Annotated in this window: 20 protein-coding genes; 16 read left to right on the top strand and 4 right to left on the bottom strand. The window is 64.0% G+C overall.

The window, feature by feature from the left end; genetic code table 11:
* Window positions 1-19 precede the first annotated feature (19 nt).
* A complete protein-coding gene (gene ydcS, locus LOY53_RS05480) occupies window positions 20-1,171 on the bottom strand; it encodes a putative ABC transporter substrate-binding protein YdcS (RefSeq protein WP_027595740.1) in 1,152 nt (383 codons plus the stop codon).
* A 217-nt stretch (window positions 1,172-1,388) separates the two neighbouring features.
* Between ydcS and LOY53_RS05485 the strand changes: the two genes are divergently transcribed.
* The 15 genes from LOY53_RS05485 (at window position 1,389) to LOY53_RS05555 (ending at window position 17,634) form a co-directional block, all read left to right on the top strand.
* The gene (locus LOY53_RS05485) at window positions 1,389-2,087 is read left to right on the top strand and encodes a tellurite resistance TerB family protein (protein ID WP_085272725.1); all 699 of its coding nucleotides are present in this window, start codon (window positions 1,389-1,391) and stop codon (window positions 2,085-2,087) included.
* A 128-nt stretch (window positions 2,088-2,215) separates the two neighbouring features.
* Window positions 2,216-3,838 carry a methyl-accepting chemotaxis protein gene (locus LOY53_RS05490; RefSeq protein ID WP_027595742.1) on the top strand — a complete coding sequence of 541 codons (1,623 nt, stop codon included), beginning with the start codon at window positions 2,216-2,218 and terminating at the stop codon, window positions 3,836-3,838.
* 5 nt (window positions 3,839-3,843) lie between these two features.
* Window positions 3,844-4,362 carry a chemotaxis protein CheW gene (locus tag LOY53_RS05495; RefSeq protein WP_252826916.1) on the top strand — a complete coding sequence of 173 codons (519 nt, stop codon included), beginning with the start codon at window positions 3,844-3,846 and terminating at the stop codon, window positions 4,360-4,362.
* Window positions 4,359-5,633: a CheR family methyltransferase gene (locus LOY53_RS05500; protein ID WP_099453102.1), complete on the top strand. Its 1,275-nt coding sequence runs from the start codon at window positions 4,359-4,361 to the stop codon at window positions 5,631-5,633. Before LOY53_RS05495 ends, LOY53_RS05500 begins: the two co-directional genes overlap by 4 nt.
* Entirely contained in the window at window positions 5,630-6,295 is a 666-nt protein-coding gene (locus tag LOY53_RS05505) for a chemotaxis protein CheW (RefSeq protein ID WP_252826917.1), read from the top strand. Before LOY53_RS05500 ends, LOY53_RS05505 begins: the two co-directional genes overlap by 4 nt.
* Window positions 6,292-8,595: a hybrid sensor histidine kinase/response regulator gene (locus LOY53_RS05510; RefSeq protein WP_252826919.1), complete on the top strand. Its 2,304-nt coding sequence runs from the start codon at window positions 6,292-6,294 to the stop codon at window positions 8,593-8,595. Before LOY53_RS05505 ends, LOY53_RS05510 begins: the two co-directional genes overlap by 4 nt.
* Window positions 8,592-9,605 (top strand): Wsp signal transduction system protein-glutamate methylesterase WspF, encoded by a 1,014-nt coding sequence (gene wspF, locus LOY53_RS05515; RefSeq protein ID WP_252826921.1) that lies wholly within the window; start codon window positions 8,592-8,594, stop codon window positions 9,603-9,605. The genes LOY53_RS05510 and wspF overlap by 4 nt, the downstream gene beginning before the upstream one ends.
* Before the next feature lie 51 nt (window positions 9,606-9,656).
* Window positions 9,657-10,661: a Wsp signal transduction system regulator diguanylate cyclase WspR gene (gene wspR / locus LOY53_RS05520; protein ID WP_027595748.1), complete on the top strand. Its 1,005-nt coding sequence runs from the start codon at window positions 9,657-9,659 to the stop codon at window positions 10,659-10,661.
* A gap of 127 nt (window positions 10,662-10,788) precedes the next feature.
* Window positions 10,789-11,884, top strand: a protein-coding gene (prfB, locus tag LOY53_RS05525) for a peptide chain release factor 2 (protein WP_258703698.1) whose coding sequence is annotated in 2 segments (ribosomal slippage) — window positions 10,789-10,860 and window positions 10,862-11,884 — 1,095 coding nt in all. Because the reading frame shifts where the segments join, the coding sequence is not laid out codon by codon here.
* A gap of 93 nt (window positions 11,885-11,977) precedes the next feature.
* A complete protein-coding gene (lysS, locus tag LOY53_RS05530; RefSeq protein WP_027595750.1) occupies window positions 11,978-13,480 on the top strand; it encodes a lysine--tRNA ligase in 1,503 nt (500 codons plus the stop codon).
* 205 nt (window positions 13,481-13,685) lie between these two features.
* The gene (locus LOY53_RS05535; protein ID WP_027595751.1) at window positions 13,686-14,390 is read left to right on the top strand and encodes a TetR/AcrR family transcriptional regulator; all 705 of its coding nucleotides are present in this window, start codon (window positions 13,686-13,688) and stop codon (window positions 14,388-14,390) included.
* 29 nt (window positions 14,391-14,419) lie between these two features.
* Window positions 14,420-14,968, top strand: a complete 549-nt coding sequence (locus LOY53_RS05540; protein ID WP_027595752.1) for a hypothetical protein — start codon at window positions 14,420-14,422, stop codon at window positions 14,966-14,968.
* A gap of 170 nt (window positions 14,969-15,138) precedes the next feature.
* Window positions 15,139-16,416: a flavohemoglobin expression-modulating QEGLA motif protein gene (locus LOY53_RS05545; RefSeq protein WP_027595753.1), complete on the top strand. Its 1,278-nt coding sequence runs from the start codon at window positions 15,139-15,141 to the stop codon at window positions 16,414-16,416.
* Window positions 16,388-17,311, top strand: a complete 924-nt coding sequence (locus tag LOY53_RS05550; RefSeq protein ID WP_252826923.1) for an alpha/beta hydrolase — start codon at window positions 16,388-16,390, stop codon at window positions 17,309-17,311. The genes LOY53_RS05545 and LOY53_RS05550 overlap by 29 nt, the downstream gene beginning before the upstream one ends.
* Window positions 17,308-17,634: a hypothetical protein gene (locus tag LOY53_RS05555; protein WP_258703699.1), complete on the top strand. Its 327-nt coding sequence runs from the start codon at window positions 17,308-17,310 to the stop codon at window positions 17,632-17,634. Before LOY53_RS05550 ends, LOY53_RS05555 begins: the two co-directional genes overlap by 4 nt.
* 190 nt (window positions 17,635-17,824) lie before the next feature.
* Here the strand turns inward: LOY53_RS05555 and LOY53_RS05560 are convergent, their stop codons facing one another.
* The 3 genes from LOY53_RS05560 to LOY53_RS05570 form a co-directional block, all read right to left on the bottom strand.
* A complete protein-coding gene (locus LOY53_RS05560) occupies window positions 17,825-18,613 on the bottom strand; it encodes an OmpA family protein (protein ID WP_099453108.1) in 789 nt (262 codons plus the stop codon).
* A 50-nt stretch (window positions 18,614-18,663) separates the two neighbouring features.
* On the bottom strand, window positions 18,664-19,077 hold the full coding sequence (locus tag LOY53_RS05565) for a DUF4398 domain-containing protein (protein WP_027595759.1): 414 nt from the start codon (window positions 19,075-19,077) through the stop codon (window positions 18,664-18,666).
* A 275-nt stretch (window positions 19,078-19,352) separates the two neighbouring features.
* Window positions 19,353-19,697, bottom strand: a complete 345-nt coding sequence (locus LOY53_RS05570; protein WP_099455792.1) for a pilin assembly protein — start codon at window positions 19,695-19,697, stop codon at window positions 19,353-19,355.
* 180 nt (window positions 19,698-19,877) lie between these two features.
* Between LOY53_RS05570 and ppc the strand changes: the two genes are divergently transcribed.
* Window positions 19,878-22,505, top strand: a complete 2,628-nt coding sequence (ppc, locus tag LOY53_RS05575; RefSeq protein WP_258703700.1) for a phosphoenolpyruvate carboxylase — start codon at window positions 19,878-19,880, stop codon at window positions 22,503-22,505.
* Window positions 22,506-22,631 lie beyond the last annotated feature (126 nt).

Consider the following 22,631-nt stretch of genomic DNA (forward strand, 5'->3'; position numbering starts at 1 on the left):
GGGACAGGCTCATTCGACCTTAGCGTCCACCCATGATCGCAATATAATCCTGCGTCCACCGGCTGTACGGCACGAACTTGCCACCCTGGGCCTGCGGGGTCTTCCAGAAGGCGATCTTGTCGAAGTTATCGAAGCCATTGGTCTTGCACCCTTCGGCGCCCAGCAGTTCGCTGCCGGTGCAGGCCGCAGGCACCGCGGGCAACGAGCCGAACCAGGCCGCCACATCACCTTGCACCTTCGGTTGCAGCGACCAGTCCATCCATTTGTAGGCACAGTTGGGGTGTTTGGCCTCGCTGTGCAGCATGGTGGTGTCGGCCCAGCCCGTGGCGCCTTCTTTCGGAATGGTCGAGGCCACCGGCTGGTTCTCGGCTTTCAGGCCGTTGACCATGTAGCCCCAGGAGCTGGACGCGGCCACGCCTTCGTTCTTCACATCGCTCATCTGCACCGTGGCGTCATGCCAGTAGCGGTGAATCAGCGGCTGCTGCTGGCGCAACAGTTCGAGCACCGCCTTGTACTGGGTCTCGTTCAGTTCGTAGGGGTCCTGGATGCCCAGTTCCGGCTTGGCCGACTTCAGGTACAGCGCCGCATCGGCGATGTAGATCGGCCCGTCGTAGGCTTGCACGCGGCCTTTGTTCGGCTTGCCGTCGGGAAGGTTTTGCGGCTCGAAGACCACGCCCCAGCTGGTCGGCGGCTGCTTGAATACCGTGGTGCTGTACAGCAGCACGTTCGGCCCCCATTGGTACGGGGTGCCGTAGGCTTGCTTGTCGACCACGTACCAGCCGCCGTTTTGCAGGCGCGGGTCGATGTTCTTCCAGTTGGGGATCAGCGCGGTGTTGATCGGCTGTACCCGCTTGCCTGCGATCAGCCGCAGCGACGCGTCGCCCGAGGCGGTGACCAGGTCGTAGCCGCCCTTGGTCATCAGGCTGACCATTTCGTCCGAGGTGGCCGCGGTCTTGACGCTGACCTTGCAGCCGGTTTCCTTTTCAAAACCGGTGACCCAATCGTAGGCCTTGTCGCTTTCACCGCGCTCGATGTAGCCGGGCCAGGCGACGATATCCAGGCGCCCTTCGCCGGCTCCCAGGGCTTTGAGCGGTTCGGCGGCCTGCAGGCTGGCGCTGGCGAGCAACGCGCCAGTCATGGCGCCGAGCAATGCGGTCTTGTGCGCTGACATGGTGTTCCCTCTTCTTGGAGATCTGGGTCGGGGCAGTCATCAAGCAAGCAGTGGAGCGATCGTTATAAGCGTAGTGCGATTGCGCGAGGTATTGGCGATATCGAGTCTAGTTGGCTTTTTGCTGGCCAATGCAACATCCGGAAGCAAATCCCCCCGTGGCGATCGCGTGGGCAAGGCTTAATCTGGCCATTCTTTTGCGACGTCTGGAGGCACCTGAATGAACACCCGCGGACTGCTCGACCAACTGCTCAAGTCCGGCCAGCAACTGCTCGAAAAACAGGCCGGCAAAGGCGGCTCAGGCAAGCCCGGCACCAGCGCCGGTGGCCTTGGCGGCCTGCTCTCCGGCGTGGGTGGCGGCGCGTTGGGGGCAGGGGCGCTAGGCCTGTTGCTGGGGAGCAAGAAGGCCCGCAAATATGGCGGCAAAGCCCTGACCTACGGTGGCCTGGCTGCACTCGGGGTGCTGGCCTACAAGGCCTACGGCAACTGGCAGGCGCGCCAGCCGGGGGCAGGGCAGGCGCCCGAGCCGCAAACCCTCGACCGCCTGCCACCGGCCCAGGCCGAGCAGCACAGCCAGGCGGTGCTACGCGCACTGGTGGCAGCGGCCAAGTCCGATGGCCATATCGATGAGCGCGAGCGCGCCTTGATTGAAGGCGAGTTCACCCGCCTGGACACGGACCGCGAACTGCAACACTGGCTGCACGATGAGCTGAATAAACCGCTGGACCCGGCCGAAGTGGCGCGTGCTGCACAAACACCGGAAATGGCCGCCGAGATGTACTTGGCCAGTGTAATGATGGTCGATCAGGAAAACTTCATGGAGCGCGCCTACCTGGACGAACTCGCCCGGCAGCTGCGCCTGGACCCGGCATTGCGCCAGGAACTGGAGAGCCAGGTGCGCCTCGCCGCAGGCCAATAGCAGGCGACTTGGCTTGTCCATCAGGCAAGGATGCCTGAATACCCCGCATTTCAGCCGCAAAAGCGTAGGATGCCTGGGCTATACTTCGGCGATTTTTCCCGCTCGTTGTGAATTCCTGAGGGCTGAATGTGAAAAACTGGACCTTGCGCCAACGGATCCTGGCAAGTTTCGCCGTGATCATCGCCATCATGCTGCTGATGATCGTAGCCGCCTACTCGCGGCTGGTGGCGATCGAAAGTGCCGAGGAGGCAGTGGGGACCGACAGCATCCCCGGGGTCTACTACAGCTCGATGATCCGCAGTGCCTGGGTCGACAGCTACGTCACCAGCCAGCAACTGGTAGGCCTGTCCAACCACCGCGAAATCACCTCGGCGGACCTGGAACTGTTCAAGAGCTTCGAGGACCGCCTCAAGCAACACATGGCCAGCTACCAGACCACCATCAAGGACAGCGACGACCAGGCCCGCTTCGACAGCTTCGTGCAGCTGGAACAGAACTACCTCAAGATCGTCGGCCAGGTGCTGGACACCTATCGCCAGCACAACTATGCCGAAGCCGAACGGCTTATCATCGAGGTGCTCACCCCCACATGGGTTGATGGTCGCAAGCACCTGAACGAAGTCATCGAGAACAACCGAGCCTCGGCCGACGCTGCCACTCAAGATATCGTTAGCGCCGTGAGCACGGCCAAGGGCAGCATGATGGTTTCGCTGCTGCTGGCAATCGTTGCCGCCGGGATCTGCGGCTTGCTGCTGATGCGCGCCATCAGCGCCCCCATGCAGCGCATCGTCCACGCCCTCGACAGGCTGCGTTCGGGTGACCTGAGCATGCGCCTGAGCCTGGACCGCAAGGACGAGTTCGGCGCCATCGAAAGCGGCTTCAACGAAATGGCCGAAGCGCTGGCCAACCTGGTGTCCCAGGCCCAGCGGTCATCGGTGCAGGTGACCACCTCAGTGACCGAGATCGCCGCCACATCCAAGCAGCAGCAGGCCACAGCCACCGAGACCGCCGCGACCACCACCGAAATCGGCGCCACCTCGCGGGAAATCGCCGCCACCTCGCGTGACCTGGTACGCACCATGACCGAGGTCACCTCTGCCGCCGATCAGGCCTCCAGCCTGGCAGGCTCCGGCCAACAAGGCTTGGCCCGCATGGAAGAAACCATGCACCAGGTGATGGGCGCCGCCGACCTGGTCAATGCCAAGCTCGGCATCCTCAACGAAAAGGCCAGCAACATCACCCAGATGGTGGTGACCATCGTCAAGGTCGCCGACCAGACCAACCTGTTGTCGCTCAATGCCGCCATCGAAGCGGAAAAGGCCGGCGAGTATGGCCGTGGCTTCGCCGTAGTGGCGACCGAGGTACGCCGCCTGGCTGACCAGACGGCAGTGGCCACCTACGACATCGAACAGATGGTGCGCGAAATTCAGTCGGCGGTGTCGGCCGGGGTCATGGGCATGGACAAGTTCTCTGAAGAAGTGCGCCGCGGCATGTTCGAGGTGCAGCAAGTGGGCGAGCAGCTCAGCCAGATCATCCATCAGGTGCAGGCCCTGGCGCCGCGTGTGCTGATGGTCAACGAGGGCATGCAGGCCCAGGCCACCGGCGCCGAGCAGATCAACCAGGCGCTGGCCCAGCTGAGCGATGCCAGTACCCAGACGGTCGAGTCGCTGCGCCAAGCCAGTTTTGCCATTGACGAGCTCAGCCAAGTGGCAGCAGGCCTGCGTGGCGGCGTGTCGCGCTTCAAAGTCTGACGACCATGAATGACTTGCAACCCCGCGCAGCGCAGGCAAGCGACGCCAAGGGCACGCTGTACCTGCAGTTTCGCATCGCTGACCAGCGTTTTGCCCTGGACGTGCATGAGGTGATCGAGGTGCTGCCGCGCCGGCCGCTCAAGCCAATTGCCCAGGCGCCGTCGTGGGTCGCGGGTATCCTTGCGCACCGCGGCGCACTGGTGCCGGTGGTCGACCTGTCGGCACTGAGCTTTGGCCTGGCGGCGGCACAACGCACCAGTACGCGGCTGGTGCTGGTGCGTTACCGGTGCGACTTGCAGCTTGGGCTGATCCTTGAACAGGCCACCGAGACCTTGCGTTGCCGCCCCGAAGAATTCCAGCCGTATGGCCTGGACAACGGCGACGCACCCTACCTGGGGCCTGTGCGCCAGGATGGCCAAGGCCTGGTGCAGCGCATCGCCGTCGATGACTTGCTGACAGATGCCGTGCGCGAGCTGTTGTTTGCCGATGAACGCGGGGCCTCTGCGCCAGGAATGCCGACATGATTGAACAGCGTTTCTTCCGCTATCTGCACGAGCGCATCGGCCTGGACGTGGAGTCGGTAGGTGCGCCGATGGTCGAGCGTGCCTTGCGCCAGCGCTGCAGTGCCGTGAACGCCGTGGACCTGGACGACTACTGGCTGCGCCTGCAGCAGTCGGCGGACGAGCAACAGGCCCTGATCGAGGCGGTCATTGTCCCCGAGACTTGGTTCTTCCGTTATCCAGAATCTTTCACGGCCCTGGTGGGCCTGGCCCATAAGCGCCTGGCAGAACTGGCCGGCGCACGCCCGGTGCGGCTGCTCAGCCTGCCGTGCTCGACCGGCGAAGAACCTTATTCCCTGGCCATGGCGCTGCTCGATGGCGGCATGAGCCCTGGCGCGTTCGTGATCGACGGCATCGACATCAGCCCCCTTTCGGTGGCCAAGGGTGAGCAGGCGGTTTATGGCCGCAATGCGTTTCGCGGCAGCGACCTGGGCTTTCGCGAGCGCTTTTTCGATGCGCTCGGTGACGGCCATCGCCTGCATGATCGCGTGCGCCAGCAAGTCAGCCTGCAAGTGGGTAATGTGCTGGACCCGGCCCTGGCCAGCCGCGATGGCCTGTACGACTTCGTGTTCTGTCGCAATCTGTTGATTTATTTCGACGTGGCCACTCAGCAGCGCGTGTTCGAGGTGCTCAAGCGCCTGACTCATCCGCAGGGTGTGCTGTTTATCGGGCCTGCCGAAGGCAGCTTGCTGGCGCGGCTGGGCATGCGCCCGCTGGGTATCGCTCAATCGTTCGCCTACGTGCGTCAGGAGGGCGCTGTGGCACCGGCCCGCGTGCTACCCGCGCCGCCAGCCAAGCGCGCGCTGCCGCCTTTGCCCCTGCCCGTGTACCCGCCGCCGACGCCGTCATTGGCGCGGCCGTTGCGAGCGCTTCCGTTCACTGCCAAGGCGCCACTGCCGGCAGAACGCAAAGGCGAGAACGAAGCCGAACTGCTGGCCAGCATTGCCCGGCATGCCAACGCGGGCGCCAGTGCGCAGGCGCGTGCCGCCTGCCAGCGCTACTTGAGCCAGTTCGCGCCGACGGCGCAGGTTTACTACTGGCTGGGCTTGCTCAGTGATACCGAAGGCGATGCTGGCCAGGCGCTTACCCACTATCGCAAGGCCCTGTACCTGGAGCCGCAGCACCCCGAAGCCTTGGTGCACCTGGCGGCCTTGCTCGCGGCCCAGGGCGACCTGGCAGGCGCCCAGCGTTTGCAGGCGCGTGCTGCACGGGCGGGACGGGAGCCTGAACGATGAGGGGTGAATCCGCGATGCAACTGCTTGCCCAGGCCGACGAGCGCATCGACGACTGCTGGAACCGAATCGGCGTGCACGGCGACAAACAGTGCCCGCTGCTGGAGCGGCATATTCATTGCCGCAACTGTGACGTGTATGCCGCTGCCGCCACGCGCCTGCTCGACCGTTATGCGCTGCTGCAGGATGACCACGCCGCCGTTGCGCCAGCGGCCGAGGAATCGGTTGGCCGCTCCATGCTGCTGTTCAGGCTCGGCGAAGAATGGCTGGCCTTGGCGACCGCCTGCCTGGCTGAAATCGCCCCCTTGCAGGCGGTGCATTCGCTGCCGCACCAGCGTTCCCGAATGCTGCAGGGCGTTGCCAATGTGCGCGGTGCATTGGTGCCGTGCCTGTCGCTGGCTGATTTGCTGGGTGTGCAGCCGGCTGCTGGGCCGCAACGCAGCGGCCGCGAGATGCCGCGCATGCTGATCCTGGCTGCCGAAGGGGGGCCGGTGGTGATGGCGGTCGAGGAAATCGACGGCATTCACCGGCTTGACCCGACGCTGCTGGGCAGTGGCCAGGACGCTACCCACTTCACCGCGGCGGTGCTGCAGTGGCGCGGCCGCAGTGTGCGGGTGCTGGACGATCAACACTTACTGTCTGCGGTGCAGCGGAGCCTGTCATGACCCCAGAGCAAATGCGCGACGCATCGTTGCTCGAGCTGTTCAGCCTGGAAGCCGAGGCGCAGACCCAGGTACTCAGCGCCGGCCTGATGGCGCTGGAACGCAACCCCACCCAGGCCGACCAGTTGGAGGCCTGCATGCGCGCGGCCCACTCCCTGAAGGGGGCTGCACGTATTGTCGGGGTCGATGCTGGCGTGAGCGTTGCCCACGTGATGGAAGACTGCCTGGTGGCGGCGCAGGAAGGCCGCTTGCGGCTGAGCGCCGAGCATATTGATGCGCTGCTGCAGGGGACCGACCTGTTGATGCGCATCGCCACGCCGGGCGACGCGGGCGCACAAGCGACGCTGCCAGTGTTCCTCGCGCAGATGGCCAGCTTGCTGGACCCGGGCGCGGCGCCGGCGTCGGTGCCAATGGCGATGGCCATGCCGTCGCCGACACCGCCCGTGCCAACCCTGCCTGTCGAGCCCTTGCCGATGGCCCCCGAGCCCATGGACGTGGACGTCGAGCTTGAGCCTGCGCCACGGCGCAAGGCCGGTAAGCGCGCCGGCGAAGGCGCAGAACGGGTGCTGCGGGTCACGGCCGACCGCCTCAACAGCCTGCTTGACCTGTCCAGCAAGTCGCTGGTCGAGACCCAGCGGCTCAAGCCTTACCTGGCCACCCTGCAGCGCCTTAAGCGCATGCATGGCCAAGGCATGCAGGCACTCGATGGTTTGCGCATGCAATTGGAGGACAGTGGCCAGAGCAGCGAGGTGCTCGAAGCCCTGGCCCAGACCCAGCGTTTGTTGGTCGAGACCCAGCAGATTCTGCAGCAGCAGGCAGCCGACCTCGACGAGTTCGGCTGGCAGGCCAGCCAGCGTGCGCAATTGCTCTATGACACGGCGCTGGCCTGCCGGATGCGGCCCTTTGCCGACGTTCTGGCCGGGCAGAGCCGCATGGTCCGTGACCTGGGGCGATCTTTGGGCAAGCCGGTGCGCTTGGTGATCGAGGGCGAAAAGACCCAGGTCGACCGTGATGTGCTGGAAAAGCTCGAAGCCCCGCTGACCCACCTGCTGCGCAATGCGGTCGACCATGGCATCGAACTGCCAGAACGGCGCCTGCTGGCAGGCAAGGCGCAGGAGGGCGTGATTCGCCTGCGCGCCTCGCACCAGGCCGGCATGCTCAGCCTCGAGCTGATCGACGATGGCGCCGGCATCGATCTGGAGCGCCTGCGCAGCGCCATCGTCGAGCGCGCCATGTCGCCGGCCGACACCGTGGCACGGATGAGCGAGGCGGAGCTGATCACGTTCCTGTTCCTGCCCGGCTTCAGCCTGCGCGACAAGGTGACCGAGGTGTCAGGGCGCGGGGTTGGGCTGGACGCCGTGCAACACATGATTCGCGAGCTGCGCGGGTCGATCGAATTGACCCAGCTGGCCGGGCAGGGCTGCCGCTTCCACCTGCAGGTGCCGCTGACACTGTCGGTGGTGCGCAGCCTGGTGGTGGAAGTGGGCGGCGAAGCCTATGCGTTCCCGCTCGCGCACATCGAACGCACGCTGGAGGTGACCGCCGAGCAGATCGTGCAGATCGAAGGGCGTCAGCATTTTTGGCATGAAGGGCGGCACATCGGCCTGGTGGCGGCCAGCCAGTTGCTCAATCGCCCAGCAGGGCAGGCCGATGAAAGCAGCCTGCGGGTGGTGGTGATTCGAGAGCGCGAGCAACTCTATGGGGTGGCGGTGGAACGCTTGATCGGCGAGCGGGTGCTGGTGGTGATGCCCCTCGATCCCCGCCTGGGCAAGGTCCAGGACATCTCCTCCGGAGCATTGCTCGACGATGGCTCGGTGGTGCTGATCGTTGACGTCGAAGACCTGCTGCGCTCGGTGGAAAAACTGCTCAGTACTGGCAGCCTGGAGCGCATCGAGCGGGGCAACAGTGGCACCCGCGGCCTGGCGCGCAAGCGCATCCTGGTGGTCGACGACTCGCTCACCGTGCGCGAACTGCAGCGCAAACTGTTGGGTAACCGCGGTTACGACGTGGCCGTGGCGGTGGATGGCATGGACGGCTGGAATGCCCTGCGCGGCGAAGACTTCGACTTGCTGATCACCGACATCGACATGCCGCGCATGGATGGCATCGAGCTGGTCACCCTGGTGCGCCGGGACCAGCGCCTGCAATCGCTGCCGGTGATGGTGGTTTCGTACAAGGACCGTGAGGAAGACCGGCGGCGTGGCCTGGACGCTGGCGCCGACTACTATTTGGCAAAGGCCAGTTTCCACGACGATGCGTTGCTGGATGCTGTGGTGGAGCTGATTGGAGGTGCTCAGGGATGAAGGTCGCCATCGTCAACGATATGCCCATGGCGGTGGAGGCGTTGCGCCGGGCGCTGGCCTTCGAGCCCGCGCACCAGGTGATCTGGGTAGCAGGCAACGGCGCCGAGGCGGTGCAGCGGTGCGCCGAGCAACAGCCAGACCTGATCCTCATGGACTTGATCATGCCGGTGATGGATGGGGTAGAGGCGACGCGTCGGATCATGGCCGAGACCCCCTGCGCCATCGTCATCGTCACGGTCGACCGCAAGCAGAACGTGCACCGGGTGTTCGAGGCCATGGGCCATGGCGCCCTGGATGTGGTCGATACCCCGGCCCTGGGCGCGGGCGATGCCCGTGAGGCGGCGGCGCCATTGCTGCGCAAGATCCTCAACATCGGCTGGCTGATAGGCCAGCAGCGCACGCCGGCGGCGCGCCCGGTTGCCACGCCATTGCGCGAGGCGTCCCAGCGTCGCGGCTTGGTGGCAATCGGTTCGTCGGCCGGCGGCCCGGCCGCCCTCGAGGTGCTGCTCAAGGGCTTGCCGCCGGCGTTTCCGGCGGCCATCGTGCTGGTCCAGCACGTCGACCAGGTATTCGCCGCAGGCATGGCCGAATGGCTCAGCAGCGCTGCCGGCCTGCCGGTGCGCCTGGCCCGCGGGGGCGAGCCGCCGCAGCCGGGGCAAGTCCTGCTGGCAGGCACCAACCACCATATCCGCCTGCTGCAAAATGGTCAGCTGGCCTACACTGCCGAACCCGTCAACGAAATCTACCGGCCTTCGATCGATGTGTTCTTCGAGAGCGTGGCGCGCTACTGGAGCGGCGATGCGGTGGGTGTGCTGCTCACCGGCATGGGCCGCGACGGTGCCCAGGGCCTCAAACAGATGCGCCAGCAGGGCTTCCTGACCATCGCTCAGGACCAGGCCAGCAGTGCCGTATACGGCATGCCCAAGGCCGCCGCCGCGATTGACGCGGCGGTGGAAATCCGCCCGCTGGAGCGAATCGCCGGGCGATTGATGGAATTCTTTGCAAAATGACGATATGTAATGAATCACGCCGCCTGGTCGGCGGTGATCAGGTGAATAGGCATGAATGATCTACCGATCGAAGGTTTCGCGACCACCAACGAAAACTCGGCGATGGTGCTGTTGGTCGACGATCAGGCAATGATCGGCGAGGCGGTGCGACGTGGCCTGGCCCATGAAGACAACATCGACTTCCATTTCTGCGCCGACCCGCACCAGGCCGTGGCCCAAGCCATGCGCATCAAACCGACGGTGATCCTGCAGGACCTGATCATGCCGGGCCTGGATGGGCTGACGCTGGTGCGTGAGTACCGCAACAACCCGGCTACCCAGGATATCCCGATCATCGTCCTGTCGACCAAGGAAGACCCGCTGGTGAAGAGCGCGGCGTTTGCTGCGGGGGCCAACGACTACCTGGTCAAGTTGCCGGACAACATCGAACTGGTGGCGCGCATTCGCTACCACTCGCGTTCTTACCTGACGTTGCTCCAGCGTGACGAGGCGTACCGCGCCCTGCGGGTCAGCCAGCAGCAGTTGCTCGATTCCAACCTGATGCTGCAGCGGTTGATGAACTCCGATGGCCTGACGGGGCTGTCCAACCGACGGCACTTCGACGAATACCTGGAGCTGGAATGGCGCCGGGCCATGCGTGAGCAGCAGCAGTTGTCGTTGTTGATGATCGATGTCGACTACTTCAAGGCCTACAACGACAGTTTCGGGCATTTGGCGGGTGATGAGGCGTTGCGCCAGGTGGCTGAAGCGATCCGCGGCTCGTGCTCGCGGCCGACCGATCTGCCGGCGCGTTATGGGGGCGAGGAGTTTGCCCTGGTGTTGCCCAATACGTCCCCAGGCGGGGCGCGGCTGATTGCCGAAAAACTGCGCCAGACGGTGTTGGCATTGGGCATCCCGCACACGGCGCCAGCGGCGGATTCGCGGTTGACGGTGAGCATTGGCCTGGCGACCCAGACACCCGCGGTGGGCGGGCATTGCCGGCAGTTGATTTCGGCGGCGGACAAGGGGCTGTACCTGGCCAAGAATGGGGGGCGTAACCAGGTGGGTATTGCTTAAGGTTGCGGCTGCGGCGTAGTGCTTCGTAGTTCCGGGTGCAGGGTACCGCCCGGCGGGTCTGCCGCCATGCGTTGGACTCGGTTATACTCGCAGGCTTTTCACCGAATTCGCACGAGAGCCGTCGCCCATGGAAATCCAACCGATCCTGAACACCATCAAGGACCTCACCGAGCGTTCCCAGTCAATTCGGGGGTATCTTTGACTACGATCAAAAGCATGACCGCCTGATCGAAGTCAACCGCGAGCTGGAAGACCCGGCCGTCTGGAACAAGCCTGAGTATGCCCAGGCCCTGGGCCGCGAACGTGCCATGCTGGTACAGGTCGTCGAGACGTTGGACAAGATGGCCAACGGCCTGTCCGACTGCAAGGACCTGCTCGACATGGCTGTCGATGAAGAGGACGAAAGCGCCGTCGGCGACGTCGTGACCGAGCTGGAAGGCCTGGAAGAAAAACTGGCCCAGCTTGAGTTCCGTCGCATGTTCAGCGGCGAGATGGACATGAACAACGCCTACCTGGACATCCAGGCCGGCTCCGGCGGTACCGAAGCGCAGGACTGGGCCAACATCCTGCTGCGCATGTACCTGCGCTGGGCCGACAAGCGCGGTTTCGACGCCACCATCATCGAGCTCTCCGAAGGTGAAGTCGCCGGCATCAAGGGCGCCACCGTGCACATCAAGGGCGAATATGCCTTTGGCTGGCTGCGCACCGAAATCGGCGTGCACCGCCTGGTCCGTAAAAGCCCGTTCGACTCCGGCGCCCGTCGCCACACCTCGTTCTCGGCGGTGTTCGTGTCGCCCGAGATCGACGACAAGGTCGAAATCGACATCAACCCGTCCGACCTGCGCGTCGACACCTACCGCTCCTCGGGCGCCGGTGGTCAGCACGTAAACACCACCGACTCCGCCGTGCGTATTACCCACGTGCCGACCAACACCGTGGTGGCCTGCCAGAACGAACGCTCCCAGCACGCCAACAAAGACACCGCCATGAAAATGCTGCGGGCCAAGTTGTACGAGCTGGAGATGCAGAAGCGCAACGCCGCTTCCCAGGCGCTGGAAGACAGCAAGTCGGACATCGGTTGGGGCCACCAGATCCGCTCCTACGTATTGGATGACTCGCGCATCAAGGACTTGCGGACCGGCGTTGAGCGCAGCGACTGCCAGAAGGTGCTGGACGGCGACCTCGACCAGTACCTGGAAGCGAGCCTCAAGCAAGGGCTGTAAGCCGCACACCACTGCCGCGATGCCTGGCTACCCGCCGGCATCGCGTGCCCTGCCCGAAAAGGGCAACGAATACCTGATGGAAAGAATGACGACATGAGCGACCTCAATAGCGCACCGCAAGACCTGCAACAGGAAGAAAACGCCCTGATCGCCCTGCGCAAGGAAAAACTTGCCGCAGAGCGCGCCAAGGGCAATGCCTTCCCCAATGACTTCCGTCGCGACAGCTACTGCAACGACCTGCAGAAGCAGTACGCTGACAAGACTAAGGAAGAACTGGAAGCTGCAGCGATTCCGGTCAAGGTTGCCGGGCGCATCATGCTCAACCGTGGCTCGTTCATGGTCATCCAGGACATGACTGGCCGCATCCAGGTCTACGTCAACCGCAAGACTCTGCCGGAAGAAACCCTGGCCGCCGTCAAGACCTGGGACCTGGGCGACATCATCAGCGCCGAGGGCACCCTGGCCCGCTCTGGCAAAGGTGACCTGTACGTCGAGATGACCAACGTGCGCCTGCTGACCAAGTCGCTGCGCCCGCTGCCCGACAAGCACCATGGCCTGACCGACACCGAGCAGCGCTACCGTCAGCGTTACGTCGACCTGATGGTCAACGAAGAAACCCGCCACACCTTCCGTGTTCGCTCGCAGGTGATTTCGCACATCCGCAAGTTCCTGATCGAGCGCGACTTCCTCGAAGTCGAGACGCCGATGCTGCAGACCATCCCAGGCGGCGCTGCGGCCAAGCCGTTCGAAACCCACCACAACGCCTTGGACATGGCCATGTTCCTGCGCATTGCGCCGGAGCTGTACCTCAAGCGTCTGGTGGTCGGTGGTTTCGAGAAAGTCTTCGAGATCAACCGCAACTTCCGTAACGAAGGCGTTTCGACCCGGCACAACCCCGAGTTCACCATGCTCGAGTTCTACCAGGCCTACGCTGACTACACCGACAACATGGACCTCACCGAAGAGCTGTTCCGCGAGCTGGCGCAGCTGGTGCTGGGCAGCACTGACGTGCCGTACGGCGACAAGGTGTTCCACTTCGGCGAGCCGTTCGTGCGCCTGTCGGTGTTCGATTCGATCCTCAAGTACAACCCTGAGCTGACCGCTGCCGACCTGCAAGACGTCGACCGTGCCCGTGACATCGCCAAGAAGGCCGGTGCCAAGGTGCTGGGCCACGAAGGCCTGGGCAAGCTGCAGGTGATGATTTTCGAAGAGCTGGTCGAGCACAAGCTGGAGCAGCCGCACTTCATCACCGAGTACCCGTTCGAGGTGTCTCCGCTGGCCCGTCGCAACGACGACAACCCGGCCGTGACCGACCGCTTCGAGCTGTTCATCGGTGGCCGCGAAATCGCCAACGCCTACTCCGAGTTGAACGATGCCGAAGACCAGGCTGAGCGCTTCCTGGCCCAGGTGGCCGAGAAGGATGCTGGTGACGACGAAGCCATGCACTACGATGCCGACTTCGTCCGCGCCCTGGAATACGGCATGCCGCCGACTGCCGGTGAAGGCATCGGCATCGACCGCCTGGTGATGCTGCTGACCAACTCGCCGTCGATTCGCGATGTGATCCTGTTCCCACATATGCGTCCGCAGGCCTGAGTGATCTGAGAAAGCCGCCTCTAGGGGCGGCTTTTTCTTGCCTGAAGCCTTATGTTGTCCGTACCGGCCCCTTCGCGGGCAAGCCCGCTCCCACAGGAATTGCGCTGCCCTCAGGCGCGATACGATCCCTGTGGGAGCGGGCTTGCCCGCGAAGGGGCCGGTACAGCCAACACACCGTCCGTGAGGTAACCCCGTGACCCCCGCAATCGCCGAGCAAGGCGCCGCCGGCATCGCCACCGCCGTCGCCGAAAGTGTGCAGTACCAGGGCCGCAAGACCGCCCGCCAAGGCAGCGAGCAGCGCCGCCAGCTGATCCTCGACGCCGCCATGCGCATCGTCGTGCGCGATGGTGTGCGCGGTGTGCGCCACCGTGCCGTGGCCGCCGAGGCGGGTGTGCCGTTGTCGGCCACCACCTATTACTTCAAGGACATCGAGGACCTGCTCACCGATACCTTCGCCCAGTACGTCGAGCGCAGTGCCGCCTACATGGCCAAGCTCTGGGCCAACACCGAGGTGGTGCTGCGCCAGATGCTCGCCCAGGGCGATGGCAGCCCGCAGGCGCGGGCGCGTCTGGCCGACGAAGTGGCAAGCATGACCGCTGACTATGTGTCGCGTCAGTTGCTTAACCGGCGCGACTTTCTGATGGCCGAGCAGGCCTTCCGCCAGGAGGCACTGCTGTGCCCGCGTTTGGCCGAGCTGGTGTGCGCCCACGACCAGATTCTGCTGCACGGCACCCGGCAATTGCTGCAGGTGGTCGGCTCGCGGCAACCGGAACAAGACGCCCAAATGTTGACGGCGATTATCGAGCAGATGGAATATCAGGGCCTGCTCAAGGATGCGAACGCGCAAGCCGATGGGCAGATGCTCGCTATGCTTACCCGTTACCTGCACCTGGTGTTGGCATCGGCCTGAGCTGAGACCTTATTTTCAAGGAGAACCTGATGAAAGCCTGGCGTGTGGTGCTGTTGACGCTGTCATTCCTGCTGCTGGGCGGTTGTCTGGTGACCTTCCATGAGCCTTTGCCGAGCAACCAGGCCGCGCCCAAGGCCCTGCTCGGCAAATGGAGCAGCAAGGACGCCTGGGGCGAACCGCTGAAGCTGTCGATCAGCCGCAGTGGCGGCGATGCCTACAAGGCGGTGGCCACGGCCAAGGGCAAAGCCCCCGAAGAGTACGTCTTCACCGTCTCGCGCCACGGCAACCGTTGGTACCTCTCGGCCGGCGTGCCCAAGCGCCTGGGTGGTAATTTCCTGATTGGCGGTTTTGAAGTTGTCGATGGCAAGGAACTGGTGGTGTACAACCTGGATGTCGAGCAGGTGCAGCAGGCCGTAAAAAACAAAGAGCTGACCGGGCGCAACACCGAAGTGCCGGAAGACAACGGCGAGGGCGTGCTCATCGACAGCCCCTCGGCGCGGGTGCTGGCCTACCTGGACGACCCGGCCAACTCCGACCTGTTCGTTGAGGTGGCACGCTTCCAGCGCTCCGGCAAGTAATGACCTCTGTCGTGCTTTTCAGGGTTTGAAATTGCAATGCGATCCCGGTAGGAGCAGCCTTGTGCTGCGAAAGGGCCGGTAAGACAACATATTTGTTGCCGATAAAGGCCTCTTCGCAGCACAAGGCTGCTCCTACAGGGACCGAGGCCGAGGCAGATAAGGAGTCCCCGGTGGACGAGTACCAGCAGACCATACGCGCGCTGTCAGACCGCATCGTTGCGGCGCAGACCCCCATCCGCGTACTCGATGCGGTGAAGTGGGACGACAACATCCGCCACGGCTTCCTCAAGGCCAAGGGCAAAGAGCCACCCGCCGTTGACCGTGCCTATTACCAATCGCGGCCGCTGTCGTTCGACTCCAGCGCGGTCAAGGCCGAATTCCAGAATATAGAACGTGACATCACCCGCCGGCTCGGGCAGTTCAACCCGGTCGGGCAGATCATGCGGCGCATGTGCAAGGAATACCGCATGGTGGTGCGCATGCTCGAGGCGCGTGGCACCGAGGACTTCGGGCTGATCTCGCAGGAGCTGTACGGCGCGGCGTCCGACGCCTTCCACGCGGGTGACCCGACCCTGGCCGACCTGGGCCTGATGCTGTCGGACTACCTGAACAACATCGATGGCCGCGGCGACCTCAAGGACGAGCCAAAGAACCTCACCGCCAAAGAGGCTGTGGACATCCTCCAGCGCCGCCTGAACAAGGTGTTCGGCGAGGCCGAAGAAACCATCCGCGTGTTCGAGTCTGACGGCATCGTCGCCGATGCGGCGGCCGGTGCCGACTACATCAAGGTACGTGCCGATGCCATGTTCAACAGCCGCGACGTACGTGCGCTGGAGGTGCATGAAGGCCTGGTGCATGTGGGGACCACGCTGAACGGTCTCAACCAGCCGATCTGTACCTTCCTGGCCAAGGGCCCACCCTCATCGACGGTGACCCAGGAGGGGCTGGCGATCCTCATGGAGGTGATTGCCTTCGCCTCTTACCCCAGCCGGCTGCGTAAGCTCACCAACCGTACACGCGCCATTCACATGGTCGAGGAGGGCGCGGACTTCCTCCAGGTGTTCGAGTTCTTCCGTGCCCAGGGCTTTGAAATGGCGCAGAGCTACAGCAATGCCAGCCGAGTGTTCCGCGGCTCGGTGCCTAATGGTTTGCCATTCACCAAGGACTTGTCCTACCTCAAAGGCTTCATCATGGTTTACAACTACATTCAGTTGGCCGTGAAGAAGGGCAAGCTTGAGCAGATCCCGCTGCTGTTCTGCGGCAAGACCACGCTGGAAGACATGCGCACCTTGCGCCAACTGGTCGAGGAGGGGCTGGTCGAACCGCCCAAGTACTTGCCCGAACAGTTCCGTGACCTCAACGCATTGTCGGCCTGGATGTGCTTCTCCAACTTCCTCAACCACCTGAGCCTGGATCGCATTGAAGCCGACTACGCGAACATTCTCTGAACGCTGCCGCCTGCTGGCCCTTGGCGTGCTTCTGCTGGGCCTGAGCGGTTGCAGCAGCCTGCTGTTCTACCCCGAGCACGGCCAACCGTTCACCCCGGAACGGGCCAAGCTCGACTACCGTGACGTCACCCTGACCACCTCGGATGGCGTACGCCTGCATGGTTGGTGGCTACCGGCCAAGGCCGGGGTCGAGGTCAAGGGCACCGTGTTGCACCTGCACGGCAACGGCGGCAACCTGGCCGGCCATCTGGGGGGCAGCTACTGGCTGCCGGAGCAGGGCTACCAGGTACTGATGGTCGATTACCGGGGCTATGGGCTGTCCCAGGGCAAACCGAGTTTGCCCGAGGTCTATGAAGACCTCGCGGCGGCCATGGCCTGGCTGGACAAGGCGCCCGAGGTTAAGGGCAAGCCGGTGGTGCTGCTGGGGCAGAGCCTGGGCGGCGCCATGGCCATTCATTACCTGGCGGCCCACCCTGAGCAGCGCCAGCGCTTCAGCGCGCTGGTGTTCGATGGCGTGCCAGCCAGCTACCGTGCGGTCGGGCGGTTTGCCTTGAGTACCTCATGGATGACCTGGCCGCTGCAGGTGCCGCTGTCGTGGCTGGTGCCGGACGGCGACAGTGCCATCCGTTCGATCGAGCGCCTGGACAGCCCGCCGAAGCTGTTCTTCCACAGCATCGACGACCACCTGGTGCCGTTGGACAACGGCATCCGCCTGTACCAGCACGCGCCGCCGCCGCGTGTATTGCAGCTGACCCGAGGGGGCCATGTACAAACGTTCGCCGACCCCGTGTGGCGCCAGGTGATGCTGCGCTTCCTCGACGACCCGAGTCATTTCAACGGCCTGCGGCGGCTTGCCGAAGTGCCCAATTACCCTGACGAGAAGAACAAGCAATGAGTGAAGAACGCAACGCCATCCCGCTGATCCTGACCGGCGTCGGCAGCATCATCGTGACGGTGGGGGCTTTGTGGTACTACGGTTACTTGCATTTCGCCAAGCCTGAAGATGCCCTGTTGCTGCAGGATTTCACCATGCTCAAGACCCTGCCGGGCGAAGACTACAAAGCCTCCCTCGACCCTGCACCCCAGGTGGCCCAGTGCGTGGACGGTGTGCTGGTGTTGTTCGAGACCCAACAGAAAGGCCTGACCGGCGTGTTGGTCGATAACCGCAAACGTGCGGTGCGCTGCATGGGGGAGGAGACGCCGCAGCAGGTGCAGTGAGGCCTGTGATATCTGCGCGCGACCGCCTTAGGAATTATTGGCCCGAAAAAATGTAGGAGCAGCCTTGTGCTGCGAAGCGCCGCGCGGGCGGCGCTCAAGATTCGCCACAGCGTAGCCTTACAGCCATGCACCTCTCGCCCAATAAAAAGCCCCGCTTAGACAGCGGGGCTTTTCGTCCTACCTGCCAGCCTTACTGCGCCTGGCTTACCGAACGCGGTGCCACCGGCTGGTTGTCATTGGAGATGGTCACCTCCACGCGACGGTTCTGCGCACGGCCCGAGTTGCTGCCGTTGTCAGCCACCGGGTACTCCTTGCCGTAACCCTGGGCGACGATTCGCGCTGGGTCTACGCCAGCACGGATCAGCGCCATGCGCACGGCGCCGGCGCGACGCTCGGAGAGGCTCTGGTTGTAGTTGGCCGAGCCGACGCTGTCGGTGTAGCCCTCTACGATGACCTTGCGCTCCGGGTTTTCCTGAAGGAACTGGGCCAGCTTGGTCACGTTGGGGTAGGCGTTGCTCTTGAGTACAGCCTTGTTGAAGTCGAACAGCACGTCGCCGAAGGTGACCAGCGTACCGCGGTCGGTTTGCTTCGCATTGAGGCTGTCCTGCAGCTTGGCGATCTGTGCGTCGCGGGCATCCAGCTTGGCCTGGGCGCGCTGGGCGGAGGCGTTTTTCAGTTCGCCTTCAGCCGTACGCAGGGCAATGGTCTGCTTGGCGACTTCGACACGCTGGTTGGTCAGGTAGGCGAGCTGGTCGACCTTCTTCTGGTCCTCGCGGTCCATGTAGGCCTTGTCAGCTTTGTTCAGCCAATCCTGAGCATCTTTGGTTTCCAGCGCCGCGACTTTGCTCGACTGCGGGTCGCTCTGCAGCGCAGAGAAGTTGGTGCGGGCCGACTCAAGGTTGGCGTTCGGGTCGTGCGAGCAGGCTGCAAGACCGACGCTCAGGGCCAGCAGGGCGGGAATCATGACGTGTTTGCGCATAGTGTTCATCCTTTGATCGAGTGCGAAGGCTAAGGGTGGCGGGGCAGGGCTCACTGAGCGCTGCGCAGGCCTTCCTCACGTACGTCCTGAACGCCCTGGCGGGCATCCTGCACGGCCTTCTGGGCCTTGGCCGCCTGGGCCTTGCGTTCGGCGAGGCGGGCGTCCCATTCGGCTTGTTCGGCCAGACGCTTGGCGTCGTCGTACTTCTTGTCGTGCATGGCGATTTCGGCTTGCTTGAACTTGTCCTGCGCTGCTTTCATTTCCACGGCGGCGAACTCGGTGCCGCCGGCACTGACCGCAGAGTTCACGGCAGACTGGGTAACGGCATACTGCTCGGTGGGCGGGTTGCCCGCACAGCCGGCCAGGACCAGGCTACTGCCCAGGGCCAGCGCGGCCAGCTTGAACCCGCGCACATGAGTGGATGACGGTTTGAAAGTGCGGGTCTTCATGGTGGTCAGCTCCATTGGATCACTCCTGATAACGACGATGTCCGTAGCAGTCCATCGCTGAATCCCTGACAGTTTCCGTGCGCTTCAGCTGAACGGTGCACGAGGGCAGTGTGCAGGGTTTTAGCGTGATGGCTAATTGCTCGGACTCAGGCGTTTTTCGAATGGTTCAGAAAAAAATCCCTTAAACGGGTAAGTTTTTCTGACTGATCAGTCAGTGGGTTTTGTGCGGAACTTTCACGCTCAGGCGGGGTATTCCGGGCCTTGCAGGCCCGGAACAGTGTGCATCGTGGCTATTTTTCGCTGTCGTCAGCGGTGCTGCTCAGCTCATGCAAGTGGTGCCGGGACAGCGACAGAAAACGCGGGGTGGGGCCGACATCTTCGTACAAAGCGTCGCCTTCTTCGTCGGTGGCGATCACCTGGCTCCCCTTTACATAGGGGAAGCTGGCCTCGATTTCCTCGAGGGCCGCCGCCACCAGTTCGCCGAGCAGTTCTTCGGCGGTGCGCTTGGGGTACATGTCGATCAGCGCGGCCAGGCGCGCCTCGGACTCCAAGTCCAGATGCAGCACATGGCCGGTACGGCTGAGGGTGCCTGCGGCATTCTGTTCCCAGTGCTGGGCGAGTTCACGGATTTTCATGATGACCTCTGTCAACGCCTCGAAAGGCTGCATTGCATCGGAGTGCTCTGCTTGCACTTTAGTTTGCTTTGCCGATCACGGCTTGCCCTTAGGCTTGCTATCGGCGCTCGGCTGGGGGCACTCTTGGCCCAGTGCTGTTTCCTGAACGAGTGCGCCAAGGCTGCGCTACAGAGAGGGCCAATGACCGATATCGATGTGCGTTTGCGTGAAGATGTCCATGTGTTGGGGGAGTTGCTCGGCGACACCATTCGTCAGCAGCACGGCGAGGCGTTCCTGCAGAAGATCGAGGGCATCCGCCACAGCGCCAAGGCCGACCGTCGGGTGGCTGGCGAGCAACTGAGCTCGACCCTTGGGGACCTGGCTGACGACGATTTGCTGCCGGTAGCAAGGGCGTTCAACCAGTTTCTCAACCTGGCCAACATGGCCGAGCAGTACCAGTTGATCCGCCGCCGCGACGCCGACCAGCCAGAGCCCTTCGAGGCACGCGTGCTGCCTGAGCTGCTGGCCCGCCTCAAGCAGGCCGGGCATGGCAACGACGCCCTGGCCCGGCAGTTGGCCAAGCTAGACATTCAGCTGGTACTGACCGCGCACCCCACCGAAGTGGCGCGGCGCACGTTGATCCAGAAGTACGACGCCATCGCCGGCCAGTTGGCCGCCCAGGACCATCGCGACCTGACCCCCGCCGAACGCCAGCAGGTGCGTGAGCGCCTGCGCCGGCTGATCGCCGAAGCCTGGCACACCGAAGAAATCCGCCGCACCCGGCCGACCCCCGTGGACGAGGCCAAATGGGGCTTCGCGGTGATCGAGCATTCGCTGTGGCAGGCCATCCCCAACCACCTGCGCAAGGTCGACAAGGCGCTGCACGACGCCACTGGGCTGCGCCTGCCGCTGGAGGCCGCCCCCATCCGCTTCGCCTCGTGGATGGGCGGCGACCGCGACGGCAACCCCAATGTCACGGCTGCGGTAACCCGTGAAGTGCTGTTGCTGGCACGCTGGATGGCCGCTGATCTGTTCCTGCGTGATATCGATGCCTTGGCCGCCGAGCTGTCCATGCAACACGCTAGCAGCGCGCTGCGGGAGCACGTCGGCGACAGTGCCGAGCCCTACCGCGCTATCCTCAAGCAATTGCGCGACCGCCTGCGTGCGACCCGCATCTGGGCGCATGCCGCCTTGGGCAGCCGCACGCCCGCCGGTGCCGATGTACTGGTCGACAACCGTGACCTGATCGCGCCGCTGGAGCTGTGCTACCAGTCGCTGCACGAATGCGGCATGGGTGTGATCGCCGAAGGGCCACTGCTCGACTGCCTGCGCCGTGCCGTGACCTTTGGCCTGTACCTGGGGCGCCTGGACGTGCGCCAGGATGCCGCCCGCCACCGTGATGCGCTGACCGAGATCACCGATTACCTGGGCTTGGGGCGCTATGCCGACTGGGATGAAGAGCAGCGCATCGCCTTCCTCCTGGCCGAACTGAAAAACCGCCGGCCATTATTGCCTGCGCATTTCCAGCCCCAGGCGGATACCGCCGAGGTGCTGGCCACCTGCCGGGAGATTGCCGCAGCCCCGGCCGCCTCGCTGGGCTCCTATGTTATTTCCATGGCCGGCGCCGCATCGGACGTGCTGGCCGTGCAGTTATTGCTCAAGGAAGCCGGCCTGACCCGCCCGATGCGCGTGGTGCCGCTGTTCGAAACCCTGGCCGACCTGGACAACGCCGGCCCGGTGATGCAACGCCTGCTGGGCCTGCCTGGCTATCGCGCTGGCTTGCGCGGGCCGCAGGAAGTGATGATTGGCTATTCCGATTCGGCCAAGGACGCCGGCACCACGGCGGCCGCCTGGGCGCAGTACCGGGCGCAGGAAAACCTGGTGCGCATCTGCCGCGAGCATCAAGTGGAACTGCTGTTGTTCCACGGCCGTGGCGGCACCGTTGGCCGTGGCGGCGGCCCGGCCCACGCAGCGATTCTGTCGCAGCCGCCGGGTTCGGTCGCCGGGCGATTCCGTACGACTGAGCAAGGCGAGATGATCCGCTTCAAGTTCGGTTTACCCGGTATCGCCGAACAGAACCTCAACCTGTACCTGGCGGCCGTGCTCGAGGCCACCTTGTTGCCGCCACCCCCTCCGCAGCCTGCCTGGCGTGAGGTCATGGACCAATTGGCCGCCGACGGCGTGCAGGCCTACCGCAGCGTGGTGCGCGACAACCCCGATTTCGTCGAGTACTTCCGCCAGTCGACGCCTGAGCAGGAGTTGGGCCGCTTGCCGTTGGGCAGCCGACCGGCCAAGCGACGCGCGGGCGGCATCGAGAGCCTGCGGGCTATCCCGTGGATCTTCGGCTGGACTCAAACGCGCCTGATGTTGCCTGCCTGGCTGGGCTGGGAAACGGCCCTGAGCAATGCCTTGCAACGCGGTCAGGGCGAGCTGCTGGCGCAAATGCGTGAGCAATGGCCGTTCTTCCGTACCCGTATCGACATGTTGGAAATGGTGCTGGCCAAGGCCGATGCGCAAATCGCCGAGGCCTACGACGAACGTCTAGTGCAACCGGAGTTGCTTCCTTTAGGTGTGCACCTGCGCGACCTATTGTCGCAGTCCTGCCAGGTGGTGCTGGGCCTGACCGGGCAGCCGGTGCTACTGGCGCACAGCCCAGAGACCCTGGAATTCATCAGCTTGCGCAATACCTACCTGGACCCGCTGCACCGCCTTCAGGCCGAACTGCTGGCCCGCTCGCGCAGCCGCGAAGCCGCTCTGGACAGCCCGTTGGAGCAGGCCTTGCTGGTCACCGTGGCGGGCATTGCAGCAGGCTTGCGCAATACCGGCTGAGGTTACGCGCGGGCAGCCAGGCAAGGGTGCACCTTTAGCCGCAATAAAGGGCGAGGGGGGCGGTTGCGCCGAGCGCAACCGCCCTCCGGGCAGTGCGCAAGTGGCGCATTCCTGCAACTTTGGGAC

Origin of the sequence: Pseudomonas sp. B21-031, from assembly GCF_024748985.1 — a bacterium.
Classification (GTDB): Bacteria; Pseudomonadota; Gammaproteobacteria; order Pseudomonadales; family Pseudomonadaceae; genus Aquipseudomonas; species Aquipseudomonas kermanshahensis.

Coding starts and splice junctions, on each gene's coding strand:
- ydcS (WP_027595740.1), bottom strand. CDS start 1,171: ATGTCAGCGCACAAGACCGCATTGCTCGGCGCCATGACTGGCGCGTTG.
- LOY53_RS05485 (WP_085272725.1), top strand. CDS start 1,389: ATGAACACCCGCGGACTGCTCGACCAACTGCTCAAGTCCGGCCAGCAA.
- LOY53_RS05495 (WP_252826916.1), top strand. CDS start 3,844: ATGAATGACTTGCAACCCCGCGCAGCGCAGGCAAGCGACGCCAAGGGC.
- LOY53_RS05500 (WP_099453102.1), top strand. CDS start 4,359: ATGATTGAACAGCGTTTCTTCCGCTATCTGCACGAGCGCATCGGCCTG.
- LOY53_RS05505 (WP_252826917.1), top strand. CDS start 5,630: ATGAGGGGTGAATCCGCGATGCAACTGCTTGCCCAGGCCGACGAGCGC.
- LOY53_RS05510 (WP_252826919.1), top strand. CDS start 6,292: ATGACCCCAGAGCAAATGCGCGACGCATCGTTGCTCGAGCTGTTCAGC.
- wspF (WP_252826921.1), top strand. CDS start 8,592: ATGAAGGTCGCCATCGTCAACGATATGCCCATGGCGGTGGAGGCGTTG.
- wspR (WP_027595748.1), top strand. CDS start 9,657: ATGAATGATCTACCGATCGAAGGTTTCGCGACCACCAACGAAAACTCG.
- lysS (WP_027595750.1), top strand. CDS start 11,978: ATGAGCGACCTCAATAGCGCACCGCAAGACCTGCAACAGGAAGAAAAC.
- LOY53_RS05540 (WP_027595752.1), top strand. CDS start 14,420: ATGAAAGCCTGGCGTGTGGTGCTGTTGACGCTGTCATTCCTGCTGCTG.
- LOY53_RS05555 (WP_258703699.1), top strand. CDS start 17,308: ATGAGTGAAGAACGCAACGCCATCCCGCTGATCCTGACCGGCGTCGGC.
- LOY53_RS05560 (WP_099453108.1), bottom strand. CDS start 18,613: ATGCGCAAACACGTCATGATTCCCGCCCTGCTGGCCCTGAGCGTCGGT.
- LOY53_RS05565 (WP_027595759.1), bottom strand. CDS start 19,077: ATGGAGCTGACCACCATGAAGACCCGCACTTTCAAACCGTCATCCACT.
- LOY53_RS05570 (WP_099455792.1), bottom strand. CDS start 19,697: ATGAAAATCCGTGAACTCGCCCAGCACTGGGAACAGAATGCCGCAGGC.
- ppc (WP_258703700.1), top strand. CDS start 19,878: ATGACCGATATCGATGTGCGTTTGCGTGAAGATGTCCATGTGTTGGGG.